Here is a 17,262-nt window from a genome sequence, read left to right on the forward strand (position 1 = left end):
TACTTGGGGGATTGTCCGTAATTTGGTGTATTGTTTGAATACTTGGGTCTCCCTAATACTTCAATTGAACATGAGAAAACTATACTTCTTCGCAATGTTGCTGGGCTTGGGCGTGATGGCCAATGCACAGTCCTTTACGGTTCGTCCTTCCAATGTCAAGGATACTACGCTGGATGCCCGCGCCTCGGTAGATTCCTATATCTACTTTGACAATGCCTTCCAGTCTCCATTGACTTTGACTTGGGAAGAAACCAATCGCAGCTATCCACAAGGATGGTTGATGACCATCTGTGACAACTTCCTTTGCTACAGTATTCCTCATGCCTTCGATACGATGTCCACAGTTGGCACGGGCGAATATGGCTTTTTGAAAGTCACATGCACCCCGCTTGAAATCACAGGGACAGGCACAGTTTCCTACCATGTCTGGGATGCCAACAACCCGCTTTATACCACCAACGTGACCTTCAACTTCAATGTCACCGGTGGGGTGAGCGTTACCATGGATCAGCCTGAGGAGCGCTTCACCGTTACTCCGACCCCTGCACACGACGTATTGCACCTGAGCGCCCGCAACGGCCAACTCGAAAAAGGCACCGTCCGTTTGTTTGACCTCAAAGGCCAATTGATCTTGAATGAAACCGTGAATGCAGTACAGCAAATGGAATTCGACGTGCATTCGTTGACTCCCGGCATGTACTTGCTCCGCTACGAAAGCAAAGCCGGCACCATGAACCAGAAGGTCGTGGTCACGCACTGAGCTGAACGATAAGAATTGAAAACGGCTGACCTGAGTGGGTTAGCCGTTTTTTTATTGGGCCCAATTCCGGTATATTGACAATCTAAACGATTGAAAATGAGAAAGGTCTTCTTTGTCACCTTGTTTCTTGGCTTGTTCTCGAATGGGTTTTCGCAGTCTTTCTTGGTGCTTCCTTCGGATTCCGTATTCACATCCATGGATCCGAATACACCAGAAGACCTGTTCATATACTTCGAAAACATTTCTAGCCAACCGATTAGTTTGGATTACCAAGAAGTCTTCGCAAGTATCCCCGTCGGTTGGCAAGCCACGATTTGCGACCCCAACCTTTGTTTTGCGATGCCCCATCCGCAAGGGGCCGTTTGGCAATTTTCCCAAGGGGACTCAAGCTTTCTCAAGATCACGGTCTACCCCAATGGGATTCCGGGGTTTGGTCTTTTTTGCTATGACTTGACCGATACGGTTGCGGGATACACAACAAGTATTTGTTTGAGTTTCGATGCAAGAATGGCCGCCAACATGATGCAAACGGAGGAGAATGACCTGCAAATCTTCCCCAACCCAACCCATTCCACGATCCAACTTGTCGCAAATGGAAAGAAATTGAATAAGGGCGTGGCGGAAATCATCAATGTTCATGGCTTGGTTGTAAAAAGAGTCGAAATCGTTGCATCTGCCAACCAAGAACTCAATGTTTCAGATGTACCAGTCGGTATCTATCAACTGGTCTATACCACGGATTCCGGAACGCTATCTCGCAAGGTGGTCGTCGCGCGATGATCATTTGCAGGGCCCTATCAAATGGCCTTCTGCATCCAATTTCGTGCCGTCAACACCAACACCCCAAAGAAAATGGCCATGCTCAGGTTAAATCCCATCGGTGCGAGGAAGTTGCCGACAGATGGCCAGACAAACATCAAAATCGTAACCAAGCCATAACTCAGAAGGGGTGAAGCCAAGGCAACGGACCTTGGAAAGGCAGTTTTCCCTCGTAGAATGGCAACCGTCAGCACAGCAATCAGCACAAAAAATGTGGCGGCGAAGATCAGCCCAAGCGGCTCGTTAAAAGGTCGGTACAATTCCATTTTTCCATGCCCGACCTTCACAGCATCGGCGATGGGATAGATTCCGCCATGGTAGGCCACGCCGCAAAACATAAGGTAAAGTCCAGCAAAAAGCGCTGCGAATGCGATTTTGCGGCCGAGGGGAAGCAATCCCAGCCAGATCAAATAGAGGCCCGCAGCCTCAAAAGGTATCGCCAAGACGCCGAGATAATGGCCCCACAGCACCCGATCCATCGAAATTCCTTCCAAGAAGCTGTAATCGCCCGCCAGGTAGCCGCCTCCGGGCGCATACAACAGGCAATAATCACCGACCATGCCGACCAATGCACCTGCAATCGCAACGATTCCGGCGATGCGGATCCACTTGAGCGTTTCGGCAGGGTTTGTTGCCTGCATCAGGCGATCGGTTCATCAGCGACAACGTCTTGGACGCGCGGCAAGAAACTCAGCTCAAATGCTGAACCGCGAATCTCCAACACCCTTCCCGGTTGATGCGGGACCGGCAAGATCAAGTCCACATTGCCATTTGCCAAGCCAAAGCGGAAATCCGTCTTGCCCGGGCGCAAGTAGCCCTGCGCGATCAGCCCCGAAAGCAGCCGCTGCCGCGCAGCGGGATCTGCAAAACCCGTGCTGAAATGCAGCTGATAAAAGTCGGCATTGTTGGTCCACATTTCCCGCAAGGCCAAATCGCCGCAGCAATGATCAAGCCTGAATTCGCTGGAATGGGCCTTGCTTTCACTGCCAAATGCCGCCGCATAGTAGCTCAAGGTGTCCTGCACCAAGGCAAAATCGGCATTTTCGTCGGTGGCCACCCATTTTAATTCGACATTCAAGGCGTAGCTGATCTCCGCCGAATTCCCGTGTGTACGGGTGCCGTTGTGTTGGGAGGTCAACCAAACCAAGCCAGCAAATCCAGTGACGGCAAGCAGGAGCACGAGGCGCAACGAACGTGTTTTCTTTTCCATGTGAACGCTATTTTGATGCGGAGGATTTTCCGCCCTTGCCCAGAAAAAATCCGAAGACCATGCCGCAAACTCCGCCGAGGATATGGGCAAAATTGGCGACGTTGTTGTCAACTGCTACGGAATCGTAGATTTCCCGACCCAGGAAGAGAATGGTTACCAAGATGAAAGTCAATGGAATGGTTCCGCTACTGAAATTCACCAACGATCCGAGCAAAATCATCATGAAGACAATGCCGCTTGCCCCCATCAATCCGGAATCCCAGAAGAGGGTGTAGATCGCGCCGGTCGCCAAGGCGGTGACCAGGATCATCAACAACAGCTTTTTGGAGCCGTATTTGTCTTCGATGATCGGCCCCATCAACAAGACCAGGGTGAAATTGCCGAGCAGGTGCTCCCAGTCGGCATGCCCGAGGATGTGCGAGAAAATCCGGAAATAGTCGCCGACGCTGTTGAAGTCAAATTGGCCGCGGGTTGCAAAATAGTTGGTATTGAAGCCCGGCCAAATGGTGACACTCAAGATGTGCACGGTGAGGGCTGCCAGGGTAAATCCCAGCACGACCGGTGCATTGAAGGTGATTTTCATAGGCCCAAAATACGGGTTTTTTCGGTCCAAGGTTCGATGCTAAGGTTCATTAACGTTTGGCAGTGGCTTTTCTGTTAATTTCGCCTTCGTGAAACGGAATTGGACGGTTTTGGCTGTGTTTTTGGTTTTGATTGCGCTGCTTGGCGGATGCAAAATGGTCTGGCGTGCGGTGCGGTACAATGTGCCCTCGGTGACCGACTACAAACTCTGGCAGGAGCGGCCCGTGACAAGGGCCGGCACGATTCACAACTTCGCCGACGGCAGAGCCTTGGGCATCGCCCCGGTCACCGAATGGGGCCTCGGCAAATGGTACAAACCTGGCATGACCACCGAGGACTACATGAAAAAAACGGGGACCGTAGCCTTTGTGGTGCTGCGCGGAGACACATTGTTATATGAGTACTACGGCGACGATTTTGCCGATACGAGCCGCTTCAACGTCTTCTCGATGACCAAAGCCTATATGAGCACCCTCACCGGCATCGCTGTCAGCGAAGGTAAGATCAAAAGCATTGACCAGAGCATCAGCGAGTATTTGCCTTGGTGCATCGACAGCGCCATCTGCAAAATCACCATTCGCGACCTGCTCCAAATGACCAGCGGACTCAAAAGCAGCGAAGGCTACCTGAATCCTTGGGGAACATCCACCAAGATGTACTACGGCGACCAGATTCCGAAAATCATGCGGGATTTGGAAGTGCGGCATCCTGCAGGCACGCGGTATTTTTATCAGAATGTCAATTCGCAGTTGCTCGGAATGATCGTGCGCCGTGCGGTCGGGAAACCATTGGGGACCTACCTCAGTGAAAAAATCTGGGAACCGATGGGAATGGAAGCCGATGCCGGATGGAGTATTGCCGAAGGAACCGACGACGAAAAGGCCTTCTGCTGCCTCAATGCCCGCGCCCGTGACTTTGCACGATTCGGATTGCTGGTCTTGAACGAAGGCAATTGGAAAGGCAAGCAGTTGATTCCGCGAGATTGGCTGAAAACCATTGCCCGCATCGACACTTCCCGCGGCGCCAACAACCGCTATCATTTCAATTGGTTCCTGACCCCGGAGCAGGACGACTTCTGGGCCGAAGGGCTCCTCGGGCAATTCACCTATGTCTGCCCGCAAACCCGGACCGTGATCGTACGCATCGGCAACACGCTGGATTTCAAAGTTCCCTGGTACGATAGCTTTAAGATTCTCGCCGGATTGAAGGAAAAACCGAAGCCGATGGAATTTGCCAAGCGCGATCTCAAGCCTTATGCCGGCGAATTTGTTTTTGGCCTGAGCAACTTCGGAGATACGACCTTGGCGGGAAAGGAAGCTGTATTCGTGCCCAAACGCAAGGGACTCAAGGTCAAAACGAATTTCCAGAAGACCTGGTACGCCCTTCCGCAGAATGATTCAACCTTTTACCATATTGGATTCGGGAGGATGCTCACCTTTCACAAAGACGAGCAAGGGAAATATACCGCGATGCACTGGAACCGGCGCGGCAACATCTGGGTGCTCGGCAAAAGGGAATGATCAGCGATCCAAACCACCTAAACGAGAAATGAGAAACGGATCTCTCCATTTCTCATTTCTAATTTTTCATTTAAAATTTCTAATCCTTATTCCACCACCATCTTCTTCACGATGCTGTTTTTGCCATCGCTGAGACGATAGAGGTAAAGGCCCGGAGCGAGCTCGCTGGCATCAAAGCGGAAGTTGCGGTCACCCACAACACCCTTTTGGATTTGATGCACCACTGCTTTTCCGGTGACGTCGATCACATCCAATTGCATGTCAGACAATCCAGTGACTTGATAGCGGATCACCGTGTTGCCCGACGTCGGATTGGGAAGGCTTTGGCCAACGCTGAAGCCTTTTGCACCTGCTGGATTGACGCCCACGCCGCCCAAAATTTCCAAGTTGTAGGGAACTTGGGCTGGAAGCGTTTGGGTTGAGCCGCCAATCACGGGCACCTGCTGTGGTACCACGATGGTCAAGTCCGTCGGGATGTTGAAGGCATATTGTCCCGACGTGGTGGGCGTACCTGAAATGTCGATGCATCCCGACGAACCACCGGGAATGATACCGCTGCCTGGGGTTGGCGATCCGAAGATGCCGATCGGCAGGCCATTCACGACGCCAATCGTCAGGCTGGTGACCGTGGCGGTGATCGCTGGAAACGGAAACCCGATGACCGCGCTCAAATCAATGGTGGTGTCTGCCGGGACATTCACCGTGATCAATTGGGTATATGCGGTATTGACCGTCCCGCTCGGAAGCGGATTGGTCGGCAGCGGATAAAATCCACTGTTGGGGTAGGTGACCGTGTCAGGCACGCATTGAGCCCAAACGGATCCACTCAGTATTGCAAAGAGCAAGAATGAAGCAGCGAGTAACTTTTTCATTGGATTAGAGGGAGTGAAGATTATGAAAAGTCTTATTGGACCACCATTTTGCTGGTCACTGCCTTCTCGCCATTGGCCAGACGGTAGAGGTAGATGCCCGGGGCAAAATCGGTTGCGTCAAACACGAGGCTATTGTCACCCATGTTGGCACGTACACTTTCCGAGTGCATCACTTTTCCGGTGAGATCGGTGACAGTGAACTGCAAAACCGTTGGTTTGGCAGAAGAATAGTTGATCGTTGTGCTGCCGTGAAACGGATTCGGGGCGTTTTTGGAGATGCTCAAGGCATCTGCTTGTGCGTCGGCGACACCGACTGCGGTGATATCCATCGTCCAGCTCAATCCGGGGATCGGAACGGTCACGGCCGTACCACCGATCACAGGCACTTGCGCTGGCACCGAGACATTGTAGCCGGTACTCATTCCCACGTTGAAGGTGCCGCCTTGTGTTGGCGTGCCATCCAATTTGATGCAACCATTGACGCCACCGCCCCATTGGCAGTTGGAAAGGTCACAGGTGTAATTGATACCGGTAGGCAGGCCGTTGATGGCGGTGACTTCTTGGTAGTTGACCGAGACATTGATCGCAGGAAAAGGAAAGCCAATCACAGCCGACAAATCGATCGTGGTATCTTGTGGGACCATGATGGTGAACCTGTCAGAATAGGCCTGACCTTGGTTGCCTGATGCCAGCGAAGAGGTGATGGCAGGATTGGGATAGATTCCTGGAATTCCCAAAAGCAAGGCCACCGGGTCAGGTGTGCATACTTGTGCCTGTGCCGCGGTTGCGCCGATACCGATCAGCGCGATCATCAATAGTAGTACTTTTCTCATAACCTTAAATTGAAGTCTTAACGATAGCTAATTTCCTCACATTCGCCCGAATAAAAAAATGACGAATGTTATTTTTGACCATTGGCCTCCAGCCATTCCAGCTTTTCCTTGGCTTGGGTGATGAAGACCGAATCCGGGAAGCGGTCTACATAGCTGCGAAATGCTTCGACCGTGTTGGCCGTTTTTGCGTTTTCGAAGGCCACGGCATTGAGCCGCTGTTGAATTTGTGGAGCCTGAAGCGCTGCGGGATAGCGATTCAGGAAGTTGACCATGGCCTCCTCCGTATTCGCTTTGAGTGTCTCGGCAGTTGCCCGTTCGTCGCGTACCTTGGCGACATCCTTTGCATTTTCGGCATCGGGGTAGGTGGTGAGGTAGTTGTCGAGGGCCTCCACCGAACCTTCTTCCAAGGCAAGCTTGTAAGCAAGGTCATTGCGGTAGTTGCGGCAGACGGTGGCGGAAACCGAGTTGGGAAACTGGATCAAAAAGGCATCAAATCCGGCAACGGTGTTGTTGGTTTTGGCAACTTCCAACATCGAAGCCTCGATGCGGCTGCGACGTGACTCAAGTTCGGCAGTGGTCACACCGAGTTTCTCAAACTTGGCGCGTCCCTTCTCATCGAGCTTGGCCCAGCCTGCCTCGGCGAGCAGCAAATGATCCAAAGCTTTCTGTGGATCTTTCTTGGCCGGATCCATGCCGTAAAGGCGGGAAATTCCAAAATTGGCGGAGATGTCACCGGCATCTTCTTTGAGACAATTCTCAAAATCCGTCCAGGCGGATGCATAATCCTTTACTTCCAAAGCCTTCATCCCCTTGCCGCCACATTGGGCTTGGGATTCGACGAGAAGACAAAGCAGCAAAGCTGCCAACAGGGTAAATCTTTTCATGGGTGAAACTTTTCGGCCCGACAAATCTACGAAATTTCAACGCAGGTGCACAAACCATGCCAATTTCGTGATGGCATTCACCCGGCAATGCAGACGTGGTTATTGTCGCTTGCAAAAATAGCGGGCGTTGTAATAGGCGCCGTTGGTGGACCATCCAGTTTCGATGCGTAGGCTATCGGTGGCATAAAAACTCCCGCTAAATCCTGACCTATACTGCGGAATAGTGCGTGAAAAGTCCCCATTTGTATTGAGGATTGCGTATTCAACAATGTGTGTCGCAATTGCAAAGCGTACCTGATTGGTCGTTGAGTCCACCACTGTGACGGTGAGTGTTCCGCCGACGGTCGTGTCGTAAGTGGGTAAGGAATTCAGCATCTCGCTCTCAAAATAGCCGGTGTAGCTAAAGGTTCCAGCCAGTGTATCACGATAATCTGGCTCACGTACTGGCACATTAGGTGGTTCATTAGGTGGCTCAGGAAGGTCCTCGTCTTTGCAGGCAACAAGGGAAAGTGAAAGTATCAACGCAAAAGTTATGAAAATATGGACCGCTTTCATCTTGGAATTTGGATTAGGTTTTAAAGTTAGTCACTTGGCTTTTATTCGCTATTCTGCCCTTCACGAATTTCCCTTGAATCTTACCTGTCCAGATGGCGCGAAGTGAAGAAACCTCAGCATAACAGTCCAAGATCAGCCTGAGAATTTGAGGGGTTCCGCCAGGGTGATCTTGGCTTTATCGCTGAATTTGATCCAAATAATTGTTGGATGATGCTGACTACCAAACTGAAATGGAAACTACCGTTTGATCAACGCTCGGGCCGATCCGTTTCCATGGCGTAAAAAGTAGATTCCGGGCGCATATTCGCTTGTGGAGAGCGTAACCTTTTCATCAACAACTCCACGCACAAGTAATTGGCCCATCGCATTATGGACGCTAAAGTCTACCGTTTGACTTTGATTGGGATTCACAATGGTCAATCGGGGAAGGTCAGTGGTAGTATTTTTGAGAGAAGGGTAGGGTTGAGTGCAGGGACGTTTCCTTGTCCCTTTAATTTGGCACTGCATTATTGGTTCCATCTTTGTAATTTTCAGGTTCTTGGAACCTATGCGAGTGGTGCACCATAGTTTGGTTTTGCTCCTTTTGGGCTTGCTTGCCTTGCCTTGTCGGGCGCAAGACAGCCTCGCTTGGCGTATTAAGAAGGTCGAAACCACCGATCCGCTTCCTTCAAAATTGCAACGCCTGGTCAAACACCGATTTGACGATGCCAAATCAGCTGACAATCTTCAGGAAATCAAGACAGAGGTTGCTTCCCAAGTTGTCGCGGATGGCTATCAGGAGTTTTCAGTGGATACTTTTTTCAAGGAAGACCGGACCTTGCGGCTGACGGTTTATCCGGGTCGGCGCTACTTTTATGATACGATTCGCATTCCCGGACTCAACGAAGTGGACTATGGCAAGGTGAATTTTGAGCGCCTGCAACGTAAACACGCACCCTTTTCAAGCACCGACTTCCAAGGTCGAATGATCGAATGCCTCAAAGCCTACCAAAACAAAGGTTTTCCATTCGCAGCATTTGACAGCCTGGAAATGACTTACCGACAAGGCGGTGAAGATTCGATCTACGCCAGCGTGGATTATCAATTTGCCCCCGGCAAATTGGTCACCATCGACAGCGTGATCATCGATGGCAAGGTCAGAGAAAAAACGAAATTCATAGAAAACCTCGTCAGCATCTACCCTGGCGATGCCTACAGTCAAGAGAATATCGACCGCGCAAGGCGCCTGCTCAACAGTTCGCCCTACTTCAAAAATGCGCAACCTGCCAAAGTCGAATTCCTGAGCGAGACCAAAGCCAAAGTGACCCTGAAGCTGGAATCCCGTAAGTCGGGCAAATTTGACGTCTTGCTTGGAATTCTACCGCCATCGGGCAGCAACGCAAAGCTGCAATTTACCGGCCTCATCGATTTTCAGTTGGTGAGCCCGCTGTTCAAGGCCGGGGAAATGCTCGAATTCCGTTTTGACAAACTGGTCGGGAGTTCGCAAAAACTGCGGCTGCGCTTTGCGATGCCCTATTTGTTTGGTTCGCCGATGGGGATCGACGGCGAATTCAACCTGATGAAGCAAGACACGTCTTTTCTGACCCGCTACTTCAAGGTGGGCGTACCCTACGCCTTCAGTCCCTCTTTGTCGGTGCGCGTTTATTACAAAAACAAAGCGAGCAGTTTGATCTCCACGAGACGATACGAACTGGACACGTCCTTGGTGCCGCCGGTATTGGATGGCAAGGATCAGACGTATGGCATCGGATTTTCGTTTGAGAATCTGGACGACCGATTCAGTCCGACACGTGGCTTCCGCATCCGGGCGGATGGCGGTATCGGGAAGAAAAAAGTGGTGCGCAATCCGCGGCTTACGGAAAATGTCTACGAAGGCATTACGGTCAATCTGCCCAAAAAAGAGTCTGAAATCCGCATCGAATGGTATCAGAAGTATTCCAAGCGGATGGTGTTGATGCTCGCCAACAGCACGTATTGGCTGGATCAGAAGCAGTATTTCCAGAATGACCTGATGCAAGTCGGCGGGAGCCGGAGCATCCGCGGCTTCAACGAAAACCAGTTCTTTACCAATTTTTATTCGGCGATCACCATTGAGAACCGGTTTTTGCTGGAGGAGCGTTCTTATCTTTTTGTTTTTTCCGATATTGCCTACCTCGAAGACAAGGCTGGTCTGGTAAAGGTGATGCGGCCCTGGGGCCTTGGCCTCGGTCTCACGTACGAGACCAAAGCCGGGATGCTCTCCATCACCTATGCCGCTGGACAGGTCGCTGGGATTCCGTTTCAGCCTTCGAGAGGAAAAATTCATATTGGATTGGTCAATCAATTTTAGTGACATGGAAGAGCAGGAAAGCCTGAAAAAGATCGTGAACGTGCCCTGTGGGGGTTGCGGCAGCGAAATGGTTTATGATCCGGGCAAGCAAATGTTGTTGTGTCCCAACTGTGGCACCACGCGCGACATTCCGACAGCGAGCGACATGGTCGTGGAGCGGTCCTTTGCAACCGCGGCCTCAATGGCGGATCTTCCGACAGGATTTAATGTGCCCTCCAAGGTATTTCACTGCAACAGCTGCGGGGCCAATACCTCCGTCGGGCAAGATACCGTCGCCTTTTCTTGCCCGTTTTGTGGCTCCACCAATGTCAATGCCGAGGCCCACGAAGCACGTGTCATCCGACCATCGGGTGTGCTACCCTTCAAAGTCACCAAGCAAGCTGCACTCGAGAAGTTCAAAACTTGGATCGGGAAGGGCTTTTTTGCTCCCGGTAACCTGAAGAAACTGGCGCGACTGGACAACATTCGCAGCGTGTATCTCCCGTTCTGGACCTACGATGCATCGACCTTTTCCCAGTGGGAGGCTGAAGCCGGCTACTATTATTATACCACCGAGTCTTATACCGATGCCCAAGGCAATGCGCAGACCAAACAGGTGCGCCATACCCGCTGGGAATTTGTGAGCGGCTACTTTGACAAGGCATTTGACGATGTGTTGGTCGTGGCTTCCTCCGGTCTCGAGCAACGGTTTTCAGAGGAAATCTTCCCCTTTGACCTTGACCAAATCGTCAATTACGACGGTCAATTTATCCTTGGCCACGAATCGGAAGTCTATCAGCGTGACTTGAAGGCAGGTTTTGATGTCGCGGACGGCATCATGGACACTGAAATCCGGGCGGAGATCACCAAAAAAGTGCCTGGCGACACGCACAGAAACCTGCAGATCGATACCCGCAAGTCGGACATCACCTTCAAGCACATTTTGTTGCCGATCTGGATTGCAGCCTACCTTTACAACAACAAGGTCTACCGCTTCCTAGTCAATGGCCGCACGGGCAAGATTTCGGGCAAAAAGCCGGTCGCAGCCTGGAAAGTGATCATGCTCATTTTGGTGATTGCAGCGATCATTGCAGGCATCGTGTTGGCGACGAAGTCCTAGTTTTTTCGCAAATGACAACGGCAGGTTTGGTCATCCCAAGCCTGCCGTTCTATTTCAAGCCCCCTGAAAAATCAGTTGTAAAAGGCACCCAAGAGGCACTTCTTGTCGAGGCGTTCCATCATTTCTTCGAATGCCACTCCTTTTTCCAGCAAACCGTCCTGCACGGGTTTCATGCATTCGCAGTCGTCCATTTTCATTGAAAAATCCTCCTCACCTTCCATGGCCTTCAAGACCGCCGGATTGTCAGATTCAAAAATAGCAGCCTGCAAATCAGCCTGATGCGCCTTGTAAATGGACTTGGTTGCTTCCATGAGTTCGGTGAGATTCCATCCCGGCTCCTTCCCGACCATTTCGTAAAGGCATTTACAGGTCTCCGCCGCGAGGCCATCGGCTTTTTCTTTAGGCTTTGGCCCAACCCAAGCCGGATTGCTGTCACAGCCCGCAAGCAACAATGTCGTGGCTATCAAGAGGAAAAAAGCATACTTCTTCATTGCAATACCAGTTATTCGGAGGCCAAAATTAAGCAAACGTATTCTTTTTTAGGAGCCGAATTGATTTTTACGCGTCAGAGTCCTCCCATGAAACGACCCCGGAACATTGCTGCACGGGGTCGGAGATTTATCCAAATAGAAAAATTACCCAGCTTGATCAGACTGAGGCTTGCCGGAATGTGGTTCTGATGGCAGCCAAGTATTCACCAATACTGGCAAATGCACCACAAGGCTCCCGGCAGAGCCTTGCTTAGCGGTCGTCCCGACTGTCAAGGTTGCCATCGTGCGCAATGCAGACGGCTTCCATGACAGGATCAATCCTCAAAGGCGACCTTAACCATCGCAGTGACCAACCCAACCGGGCTTGGCCGTAATGAAACGCACCGGGAGGCTCTTTGAGCCAAGCACGTACATTACTTTCAATTCTGCAGTTGTCCATAACCGTCTTGTAAATTGGAACCAATAGCAACAAAGCGTGATGCTTGCCTCGTCCAATCATCACGCTTTCCCATGACCGGAGTTCAACGGCAGATTTGCCTTTCCGCAGAAGGGCCCATTTTCAACGATGCTGATGCAAAAGAGTCGGTTTGCTGCATGTTGCTGTTGGCTAAAACTACGTTGGAATTCTCAGTTTGCGATCAATTGTCGGTCAATGGTTGTGATTGCTGACTGATCGGCAAGATGGAGGATTGAGCGGTAGGCGAGACTTGTGTTCGGAATACTCGCCCAGAATAATCCCCCAACACCAAATTAATTTCGGAAATGGCCCTTGAAAATATCCGGTTTCCAAAGATTCTCAGGAACGCTCGGCAATATGCTGCCGAAGTTCGGCCACAATGGCATCGACATAATCTGAAAGGGCATCAAGCTTGGCCGGCATTTGCTCGAGCTGCTCACGTTCCCTTGCCAAATGCTCAAGCTCTCTGAATTTTTCCTTCAAATCTTCCGATCCCGAATATGCGGCAGAAGATTTTGTGCGGTGTGCCGTGGCACGCAAGGTCTCCCAATCCTCCACAGAACAGGCTTGCCGCAACTCAAGCACGGCTTCGGGCAATTTCACGACGAGCTTGTTCAAGATACCCAGTACAAAGGCGGGTTCGCCTCCACTTACAGCATCCAACATGGCCATATCCGTGAGTTTGTACGGTGAGTTGGCCTTGGAGTCGCTTGATACTTCCCGTTCAATTTCTTCCTTGACTTCAGGTGCTTGCGTAATGACCATCGGCTTCCCTTCCCGCATATCGGGCACGGATTTGAGGATCTTCACCAATTCACCCATCATGAACGGCTTGGAAATGAACGTGTCCATACCGGCATCAAGACAGCGTTGACGGTCAGACTCCATGGCATTGGCAGTCATGGCGATGATGACGGGGCGCTTTTCCTTGGGCAATTGATGGACGATGATGCGTGTCGCCTCGAGGCCATCCATGACCGGCATCTGCACGTCCATGAACACCAGGTCGATGTTGCCAGCCATGACCATATCCACAGCCTCCTTGCCGTTGAGCGCATTCTCGACCTTGTATCCGAGACTGGACAACATGCCGTTGGCAACGTCTTGGTTGATGGGATTGTCTTCGGCAACGAGGATGCGAAGCGGCACCTGCGAAGCAAATGCGGTGGTTTGCTCGCCACGGTCGACGATCTCTATCATTGCCCGTTTGCCCATCAAAGCCAGCATCAGGTCTCCGCGCTTGAGTGGCTTACTCAAGACCCATCCATGTAAACCGACATGGTTTTGGAGGATGATTGCAATGTCGGGTTCAGCAATCAGTGCAAAGCGAACGCGCCCATCGGTGTAGGTGGAGGCAATGCGTTTGGCAAGTTGGTTGGGGTCACCGTGTGTAATCCGTAGATCCACGAGTAAAAAGTTGACTTCCGGCTGATCCAAAACTGCATCCGTGGCCGCTTCCAATGTCGAATGGACCTCAAAGGGCATTTTCCAATGGCGGAGATATTCCGAGATCAAGGCGATCGTTGCTTCGTTTTGCATCGCAATCACGACCTTTTTCCCTTCCAAGGCCTTGGCCGGATGGGCCTCCCCGGCCAGTTTCCACGGCTCAGAAAGCCCCGACAAGAATGTGAAGAAAAAGGTCGTGCCCTTTCCAAGGTCACTTTCCAGCCACATGCGGCCGCCCATCATCTTGCTCAGGCTGTTGCTGATCGCAAGCCCAAGTCCAGTGCCGCCATACTTGCGGGTAGTGGAGGCATCGACCTGTGTAAATGACTCGAATAGCGTTGCATGCTTTTCCTTCGGAATTCCGATGCCGCTGTCCTTTACCGAAAGCTGGATTTCTGCCTTCTCTCCCTCGACTTTCACCAAGGTTGCGCGCACTACGATGTCGCCTTTGGATGTGAACTTAATCGCATTGCCCAAAAGGTTGGTGAGAATCTGCTTCAACCGCGCTGGATCGCCCATGACAGGCCCCCTGATTTCAGGATCTACCCAATAAACCAATTCGAGGCCCTTGGAAAACGCGCTGAAGGCCAGCATATCCATCACCTCCTCGATCAAATGCCGCACTTCAAAGGGGATCGTTTCCAGATCCATTTTTCCCGATTCGATGCGGCTGAAATCCAGGATGTCGTTGATCAGGCTCAGGAGATTTTGGCCGCTCACGCGGATATTTTCGACAAACTTGCGTTGCTGCGGACTCAAGGTCGTGCGTTCGAGAAGATCCGTCATACCGATCACGCCATTCATTGGCGTACGAATCTCATGGCTCATTTTTGCAAGGAATTCGCCTTTGACTTGATTGGCCTGCTCGAGGGCTTCTGTGCGTTGCTTGACTTTGAGCTCCAAAACGGATCGCTGCCGCTGCAAGGTTGCGGTGCGGTAGCGTACAAAACCGATGATCGAGAGCATCACCAAGGCAAATGCGAGCAGTCCAAACCAGACTGTGCGGTAAAAAGGCGCTTGGATTACAAAATGAAACTGGACAGAATCCTTGGTCCAGACACCTTCTGCATTGCAAGCAATGACTTCAAAGGTGTATTCGCCAGGTGGAAGGAAAGGGTAAACGGCATAGTTTTCAGTCGAAGGATGGCTGTAGGCATCATCGAGGCCGATCAAGCGGTACCTGTACTGCACTTTCTCGGGAAGGCGTTGTGTGATACCCGCAAATTCAATGCGAATATGGTTTTCCTCGCTGCCCAAAACGGGATCCACAGGAATGAGCGTCCAAGGATGTGTAGCCACGTTGCGTTTTGCCCAATCGACCTCCTCCAATTTGACTTGCAAGCCTGAAATTTCCAGGTGTGGCGGACGCGGATCAAAAAAGTCGCGGTCAGGATGATAGCATGCCAAGCCTTCGATGGTTCCAAACCAGATTCTTCCACGTGAATCCACAAATCCTGCACCCTGATTGCATTCCAAGCCTGTAAAACCGTCTTCAGAGCCATAATTCCGGATGCTCATCGGTTCAGAATCGGGGCCGATCGTGATGCGGGAGAGGCCGAAGTCGGTCCCCACCCAGATATCCCCGGCGGAATCCTGCAAAAGGATGTAAATCAAATTGCCAGCCAGCCCTTCATGGGTATTCAGATAGCAGGCTTGGGTTCCTTTGACGCAGGCGAGGCCATCTTGGGTTCCGATCCAAGCGGCACCATTGCGATCTTCTAAAAAGCTGATCACCTGATCGCTTGCCAAATGTGCAGGCGTTGAAAAATTTTCAACCGATCCGCCCTTGATCCGATACAAACCATTCCGGTCAGAAGTCAAATACAACGTTCCCGCGTTCCCGAAGTAGACATTTAGGTTTTCCTTTCCGAAGGTAAATTGCGGAATGGGAAAAGGCCTTGCGCTATCACCTTCGATGGTAAAAATCCCCTTAGGCGTCGATCCGTAGACATTTCCCTGAGGATCATTGGCGAAGTTCCGTGCTGCGAACCTTCCATTTGCCGCTGCGGTTTCTATGCGATGGTACTTTCCCTGTTCACGCCTAAATGTACCCCTTCCTGAGGCAACGAGCGGCAAACCTTGTTTGTCAGTTCCAAAAGCCAAAATATTCTGGTCTGGAATTGGAAAGAGGCTATCCGCATACACACGGCCATTTTTCAGTTCAAACAAACCGACTTCAGTGCCGATGAGCAGGTGATCGGGACCCATTTCTGAAATGGCAAAAACAGCCCTTTGTGCAAACGGCGTCCCTTTTCCATACAATGAGAATGCCTCACGCGAAAATTTCGTGGCCCCGCCGCCTTCAGACCCGGCCCAAACGTTGCCATTGGCATCTTGCACGATGCAGTTGGTGCCAATTTCCTTGAGTCCGTCGTCTGGGCCAAACCGACGGTTGCCCTTTGGGCCAATGCATGCAACAGCTTGGGTTCCGCCGATCCAAAGTTGTTGTTCATTGTCTTCCATCAGGGTGTTGATCAAACCCACATTCACCGGCATCGAATCATACACAAAACCGGAAGCCTCCAGATGCCATAATCCGCGGCGTGCGTCACTGCCGACGATACGCCCATTTTTCCTGCGAATGACCGTCTCGACCACTGAGCGCGGTGCGTTGGGATAACGAAGGCTGTCCAAACCATTGACCTTCCCGTCCTTGATTTCGTAGATCCCACGGGAAGTTCCAACCCAAAGCGTGCGTGCATCGACTTGAAAGAAACACATCACGGAATCAGACGGCAACCCATTTGCCGGGCTGATATGTTGGGCTTTGACACCGTCCCAGACAAAAATCCCATCGCCTTCGGTCCCGAGCCATAATCGGTTGTCTGCGCCGCAAAACAGGACCTTGGAATTTTCAAATTCAAATCCCTGTTGTTTGTCCAGTGCGGTGAATCGGCTGCCATTGTAGCAGGAAAGACCGCGCTTGTCACAGGCAAACCAGAGGTTTCCCAACTTGTCCAAACACATGGCCCCGACATCGTTGCCCAGAAGGCCATCGTCACTGCGGTAATTTTTGAAACGCAATCCGTCAAATCGGCTTACTCCGCCGCCTTGCATGGCCATCCAAAGGTAACCGCGGTTGTCCTGCAAAATTTCGCGTACCTGGGATTGATCGAGTCCTTGCTCACGGCTGTAGGTGCGAATGCGGTAATGCTGACTCTGGTTTTGGGCGAAAAGAAAAGCCCCTACCCCAATCAAGAGGAAAGTCGCAAGTAATTTGCGGAGTTGGTCGCGTTTCAAGTAAAGCAATTCGAAAAGCAAATCTAGATTTCCCGCACCCCACAATCAATTCAGATTGATTGTCTAATCTTACTTTTGCCCTGAAATTCAATAGTTTTTTGAGCATTTGTTCAGGCCGAGGCTGAAAATCTCTGGGAAGGCACGTGGAGAAACCGTGTATGATCT

15 protein-coding genes are annotated in these 17,262 nt (G+C 51.3%); 5 read left to right on the forward strand and 10 right to left on the reverse strand.

From position 1 onward, the window contains the following. The first annotated feature begins 70 nt into the window (after positions 1-70). Positions 71-760: a T9SS type A sorting domain-containing protein gene (locus IPN95_01175; GenBank protein ID MBK9448033.1), complete on the forward strand. Its 690-nt coding sequence runs from the start codon at positions 71-73 to the stop codon at positions 758-760. 96 nt (positions 761-856) lie between these two features. After that, positions 857-1,540 (forward strand): T9SS type A sorting domain-containing protein, encoded by a 684-nt coding sequence (locus tag IPN95_01180; protein MBK9448034.1) that lies wholly within the window; start codon positions 857-859, stop codon positions 1,538-1,540. Positions 1,541-1,557: 17 nt separating this feature from the next. On the opposite strand, the gene IPN95_01185 is transcribed toward IPN95_01180, so the two are convergent. The 3 genes from IPN95_01185 to IPN95_01195 are packed head-to-tail and all read right to left on the reverse strand — an operon-like array spanning position 1,558 to position 3,372. Further along, complete coding sequence (locus tag IPN95_01185) at positions 1,558-2,220, reverse strand: hypothetical protein (protein MBK9448035.1); 663 nt, start codon at positions 2,218-2,220, stop codon at positions 1,558-1,560. Next, positions 2,220-2,789 carry a hypothetical protein gene (locus IPN95_01190; GenBank protein MBK9448036.1) on the reverse strand — a complete coding sequence of 190 codons (570 nt, stop codon included), beginning with the start codon at positions 2,787-2,789 and terminating at the stop codon, positions 2,220-2,222. Before IPN95_01190 ends, IPN95_01185 begins: the two co-directional genes overlap by 1 nt. 7 nt (positions 2,790-2,796) lie before the next feature. After that, entirely contained in the window at positions 2,797-3,372 is a 576-nt protein-coding gene (locus IPN95_01195; protein ID MBK9448037.1) for a rhomboid family intramembrane serine protease, read from the reverse strand. 88 nt (positions 3,373-3,460) lie between these two features. Between IPN95_01195 and IPN95_01200 the strand changes: the two genes are divergently transcribed. Further along, the gene (locus IPN95_01200; GenBank protein ID MBK9448038.1) at positions 3,461-4,891 is read left to right on the forward strand and encodes a serine hydrolase; all 1,431 of its coding nucleotides are present in this window, start codon (positions 3,461-3,463) and stop codon (positions 4,889-4,891) included. Positions 4,892-4,977: 86 nt separating this feature from the next. Here the strand turns inward: IPN95_01200 and IPN95_01205 are convergent, their stop codons facing one another. The 5 genes from IPN95_01205 to IPN95_01225 all read right to left on the reverse strand — a co-directional run bounded on the left by IPN95_01205 (position 4,978) and on the right by IPN95_01225 (position 8,446). Further along, positions 4,978-5,763: a T9SS type A sorting domain-containing protein gene (locus IPN95_01205; protein MBK9448039.1), complete on the reverse strand. Its 786-nt coding sequence runs from the start codon at positions 5,761-5,763 to the stop codon at positions 4,978-4,980. 32 nt (positions 5,764-5,795) lie between these two features. Beyond that, positions 5,796-6,596, reverse strand: a complete 801-nt coding sequence (locus tag IPN95_01210; protein ID MBK9448040.1) for a T9SS type A sorting domain-containing protein — start codon at positions 6,594-6,596, stop codon at positions 5,796-5,798. A 68-nt stretch (positions 6,597-6,664) separates the two neighbouring features. Then, the gene (locus tag IPN95_01215) at positions 6,665-7,480 is read right to left on the reverse strand and encodes a hypothetical protein (GenBank protein MBK9448041.1); all 816 of its coding nucleotides are present in this window, start codon (positions 7,478-7,480) and stop codon (positions 6,665-6,667) included. Between the two features lie 99 nt (positions 7,481-7,579). Continuing rightward, positions 7,580-7,930: a hypothetical protein gene (locus tag IPN95_01220; GenBank protein ID MBK9448042.1), complete on the reverse strand. Its 351-nt coding sequence runs from the start codon at positions 7,928-7,930 to the stop codon at positions 7,580-7,582. A 342-nt stretch (positions 7,931-8,272) separates the two neighbouring features. Continuing rightward, positions 8,273-8,446 carry a T9SS type A sorting domain-containing protein gene (locus IPN95_01225; GenBank protein MBK9448043.1) on the reverse strand — a complete coding sequence of 58 codons (174 nt, stop codon included), beginning with the start codon at positions 8,444-8,446 and terminating at the stop codon, positions 8,273-8,275. A 127-nt stretch (positions 8,447-8,573) separates the two neighbouring features. Between IPN95_01225 and IPN95_01230 the strand changes: the two genes are divergently transcribed. Together IPN95_01230 and IPN95_01235 are read left to right on the forward strand one after the other, a co-directional pair. Further along, positions 8,574-10,364 (forward strand): BamA/TamA family outer membrane protein, encoded by a 1,791-nt coding sequence (locus IPN95_01230; protein ID MBK9448044.1) that lies wholly within the window; start codon positions 8,574-8,576, stop codon positions 10,362-10,364. A 4-nt stretch (positions 10,365-10,368) separates the two neighbouring features. Continuing rightward, positions 10,369-11,463, forward strand: coding sequence for a hypothetical protein (locus tag IPN95_01235; protein MBK9448045.1), 1,095 nt, complete (start codon positions 10,369-10,371; stop codon positions 11,461-11,463). A gap of 71 nt (positions 11,464-11,534) precedes the next feature. Here IPN95_01235 and IPN95_01240 read toward each other — a convergent pair whose 3' ends face one another. Beyond that, entirely contained in the window at positions 11,535-11,954 is a 420-nt protein-coding gene (locus tag IPN95_01240) for a hypothetical protein (protein ID MBK9448046.1), read from the reverse strand. A gap of 796 nt (positions 11,955-12,750) precedes the next feature. Then, entirely contained in the window at positions 12,751-17,097 is a 4,347-nt protein-coding gene (locus IPN95_01245) for a response regulator (protein ID MBK9448047.1), read from the reverse strand. Positions 17,098-17,262: the final 165 nt, after the last annotated feature.

The organism is Bacteroidota bacterium (assembly GCA_016718825.1).
Lineage (GTDB): Bacteria > Bacteroidota > Bacteroidia > J057 > JADKCL01 > JADKCL01.

Excerpts from the sequence above, each read along its gene's own strand:
- IPN95_01180 (MBK9448034.1), top strand. The coding sequence starts at position 857 with ATGAGAAAGGTCTTCTTTGTCACCTTGTTTCTTGGCTTGTTCTCGAAT.
- IPN95_01195 (MBK9448037.1), bottom strand. The coding sequence starts at position 3,372 with ATGAAAATCACCTTCAATGCACCGGTCGTGCTGGGATTTACCCTGGCA.
- IPN95_01190 (MBK9448036.1), bottom strand. The coding sequence starts at position 2,789 with ATGGAAAAGAAAACACGTTCGTTGCGCCTCGTGCTCCTGCTTGCCGTC.
- IPN95_01210 (MBK9448040.1), bottom strand. The coding sequence starts at position 6,596 with ATGAGAAAAGTACTACTATTGATGATCGCGCTGATCGGTATCGGCGCA.
- IPN95_01235 (MBK9448045.1), top strand. The coding sequence starts at position 10,369 with ATGGAAGAGCAGGAAAGCCTGAAAAAGATCGTGAACGTGCCCTGTGGG.
- IPN95_01240 (MBK9448046.1), bottom strand. The coding sequence starts at position 11,954 with ATGAAGAAGTATGCTTTTTTCCTCTTGATAGCCACGACATTGTTGCTT.
- IPN95_01175 (MBK9448033.1), top strand. The coding sequence starts at position 71 with ATGAGAAAACTATACTTCTTCGCAATGTTGCTGGGCTTGGGCGTGATG.
- IPN95_01185 (MBK9448035.1), bottom strand. The coding sequence starts at position 2,220 with ATGCAGGCAACAAACCCTGCCGAAACGCTCAAGTGGATCCGCATCGCC.
- IPN95_01215 (MBK9448041.1), bottom strand. The coding sequence starts at position 7,480 with ATGAAAAGATTTACCCTGTTGGCAGCTTTGCTGCTTTGTCTTCTCGTC.
- IPN95_01205 (MBK9448039.1), bottom strand. The coding sequence starts at position 5,763 with ATGAAAAAGTTACTCGCTGCTTCATTCTTGCTCTTTGCAATACTGAGT.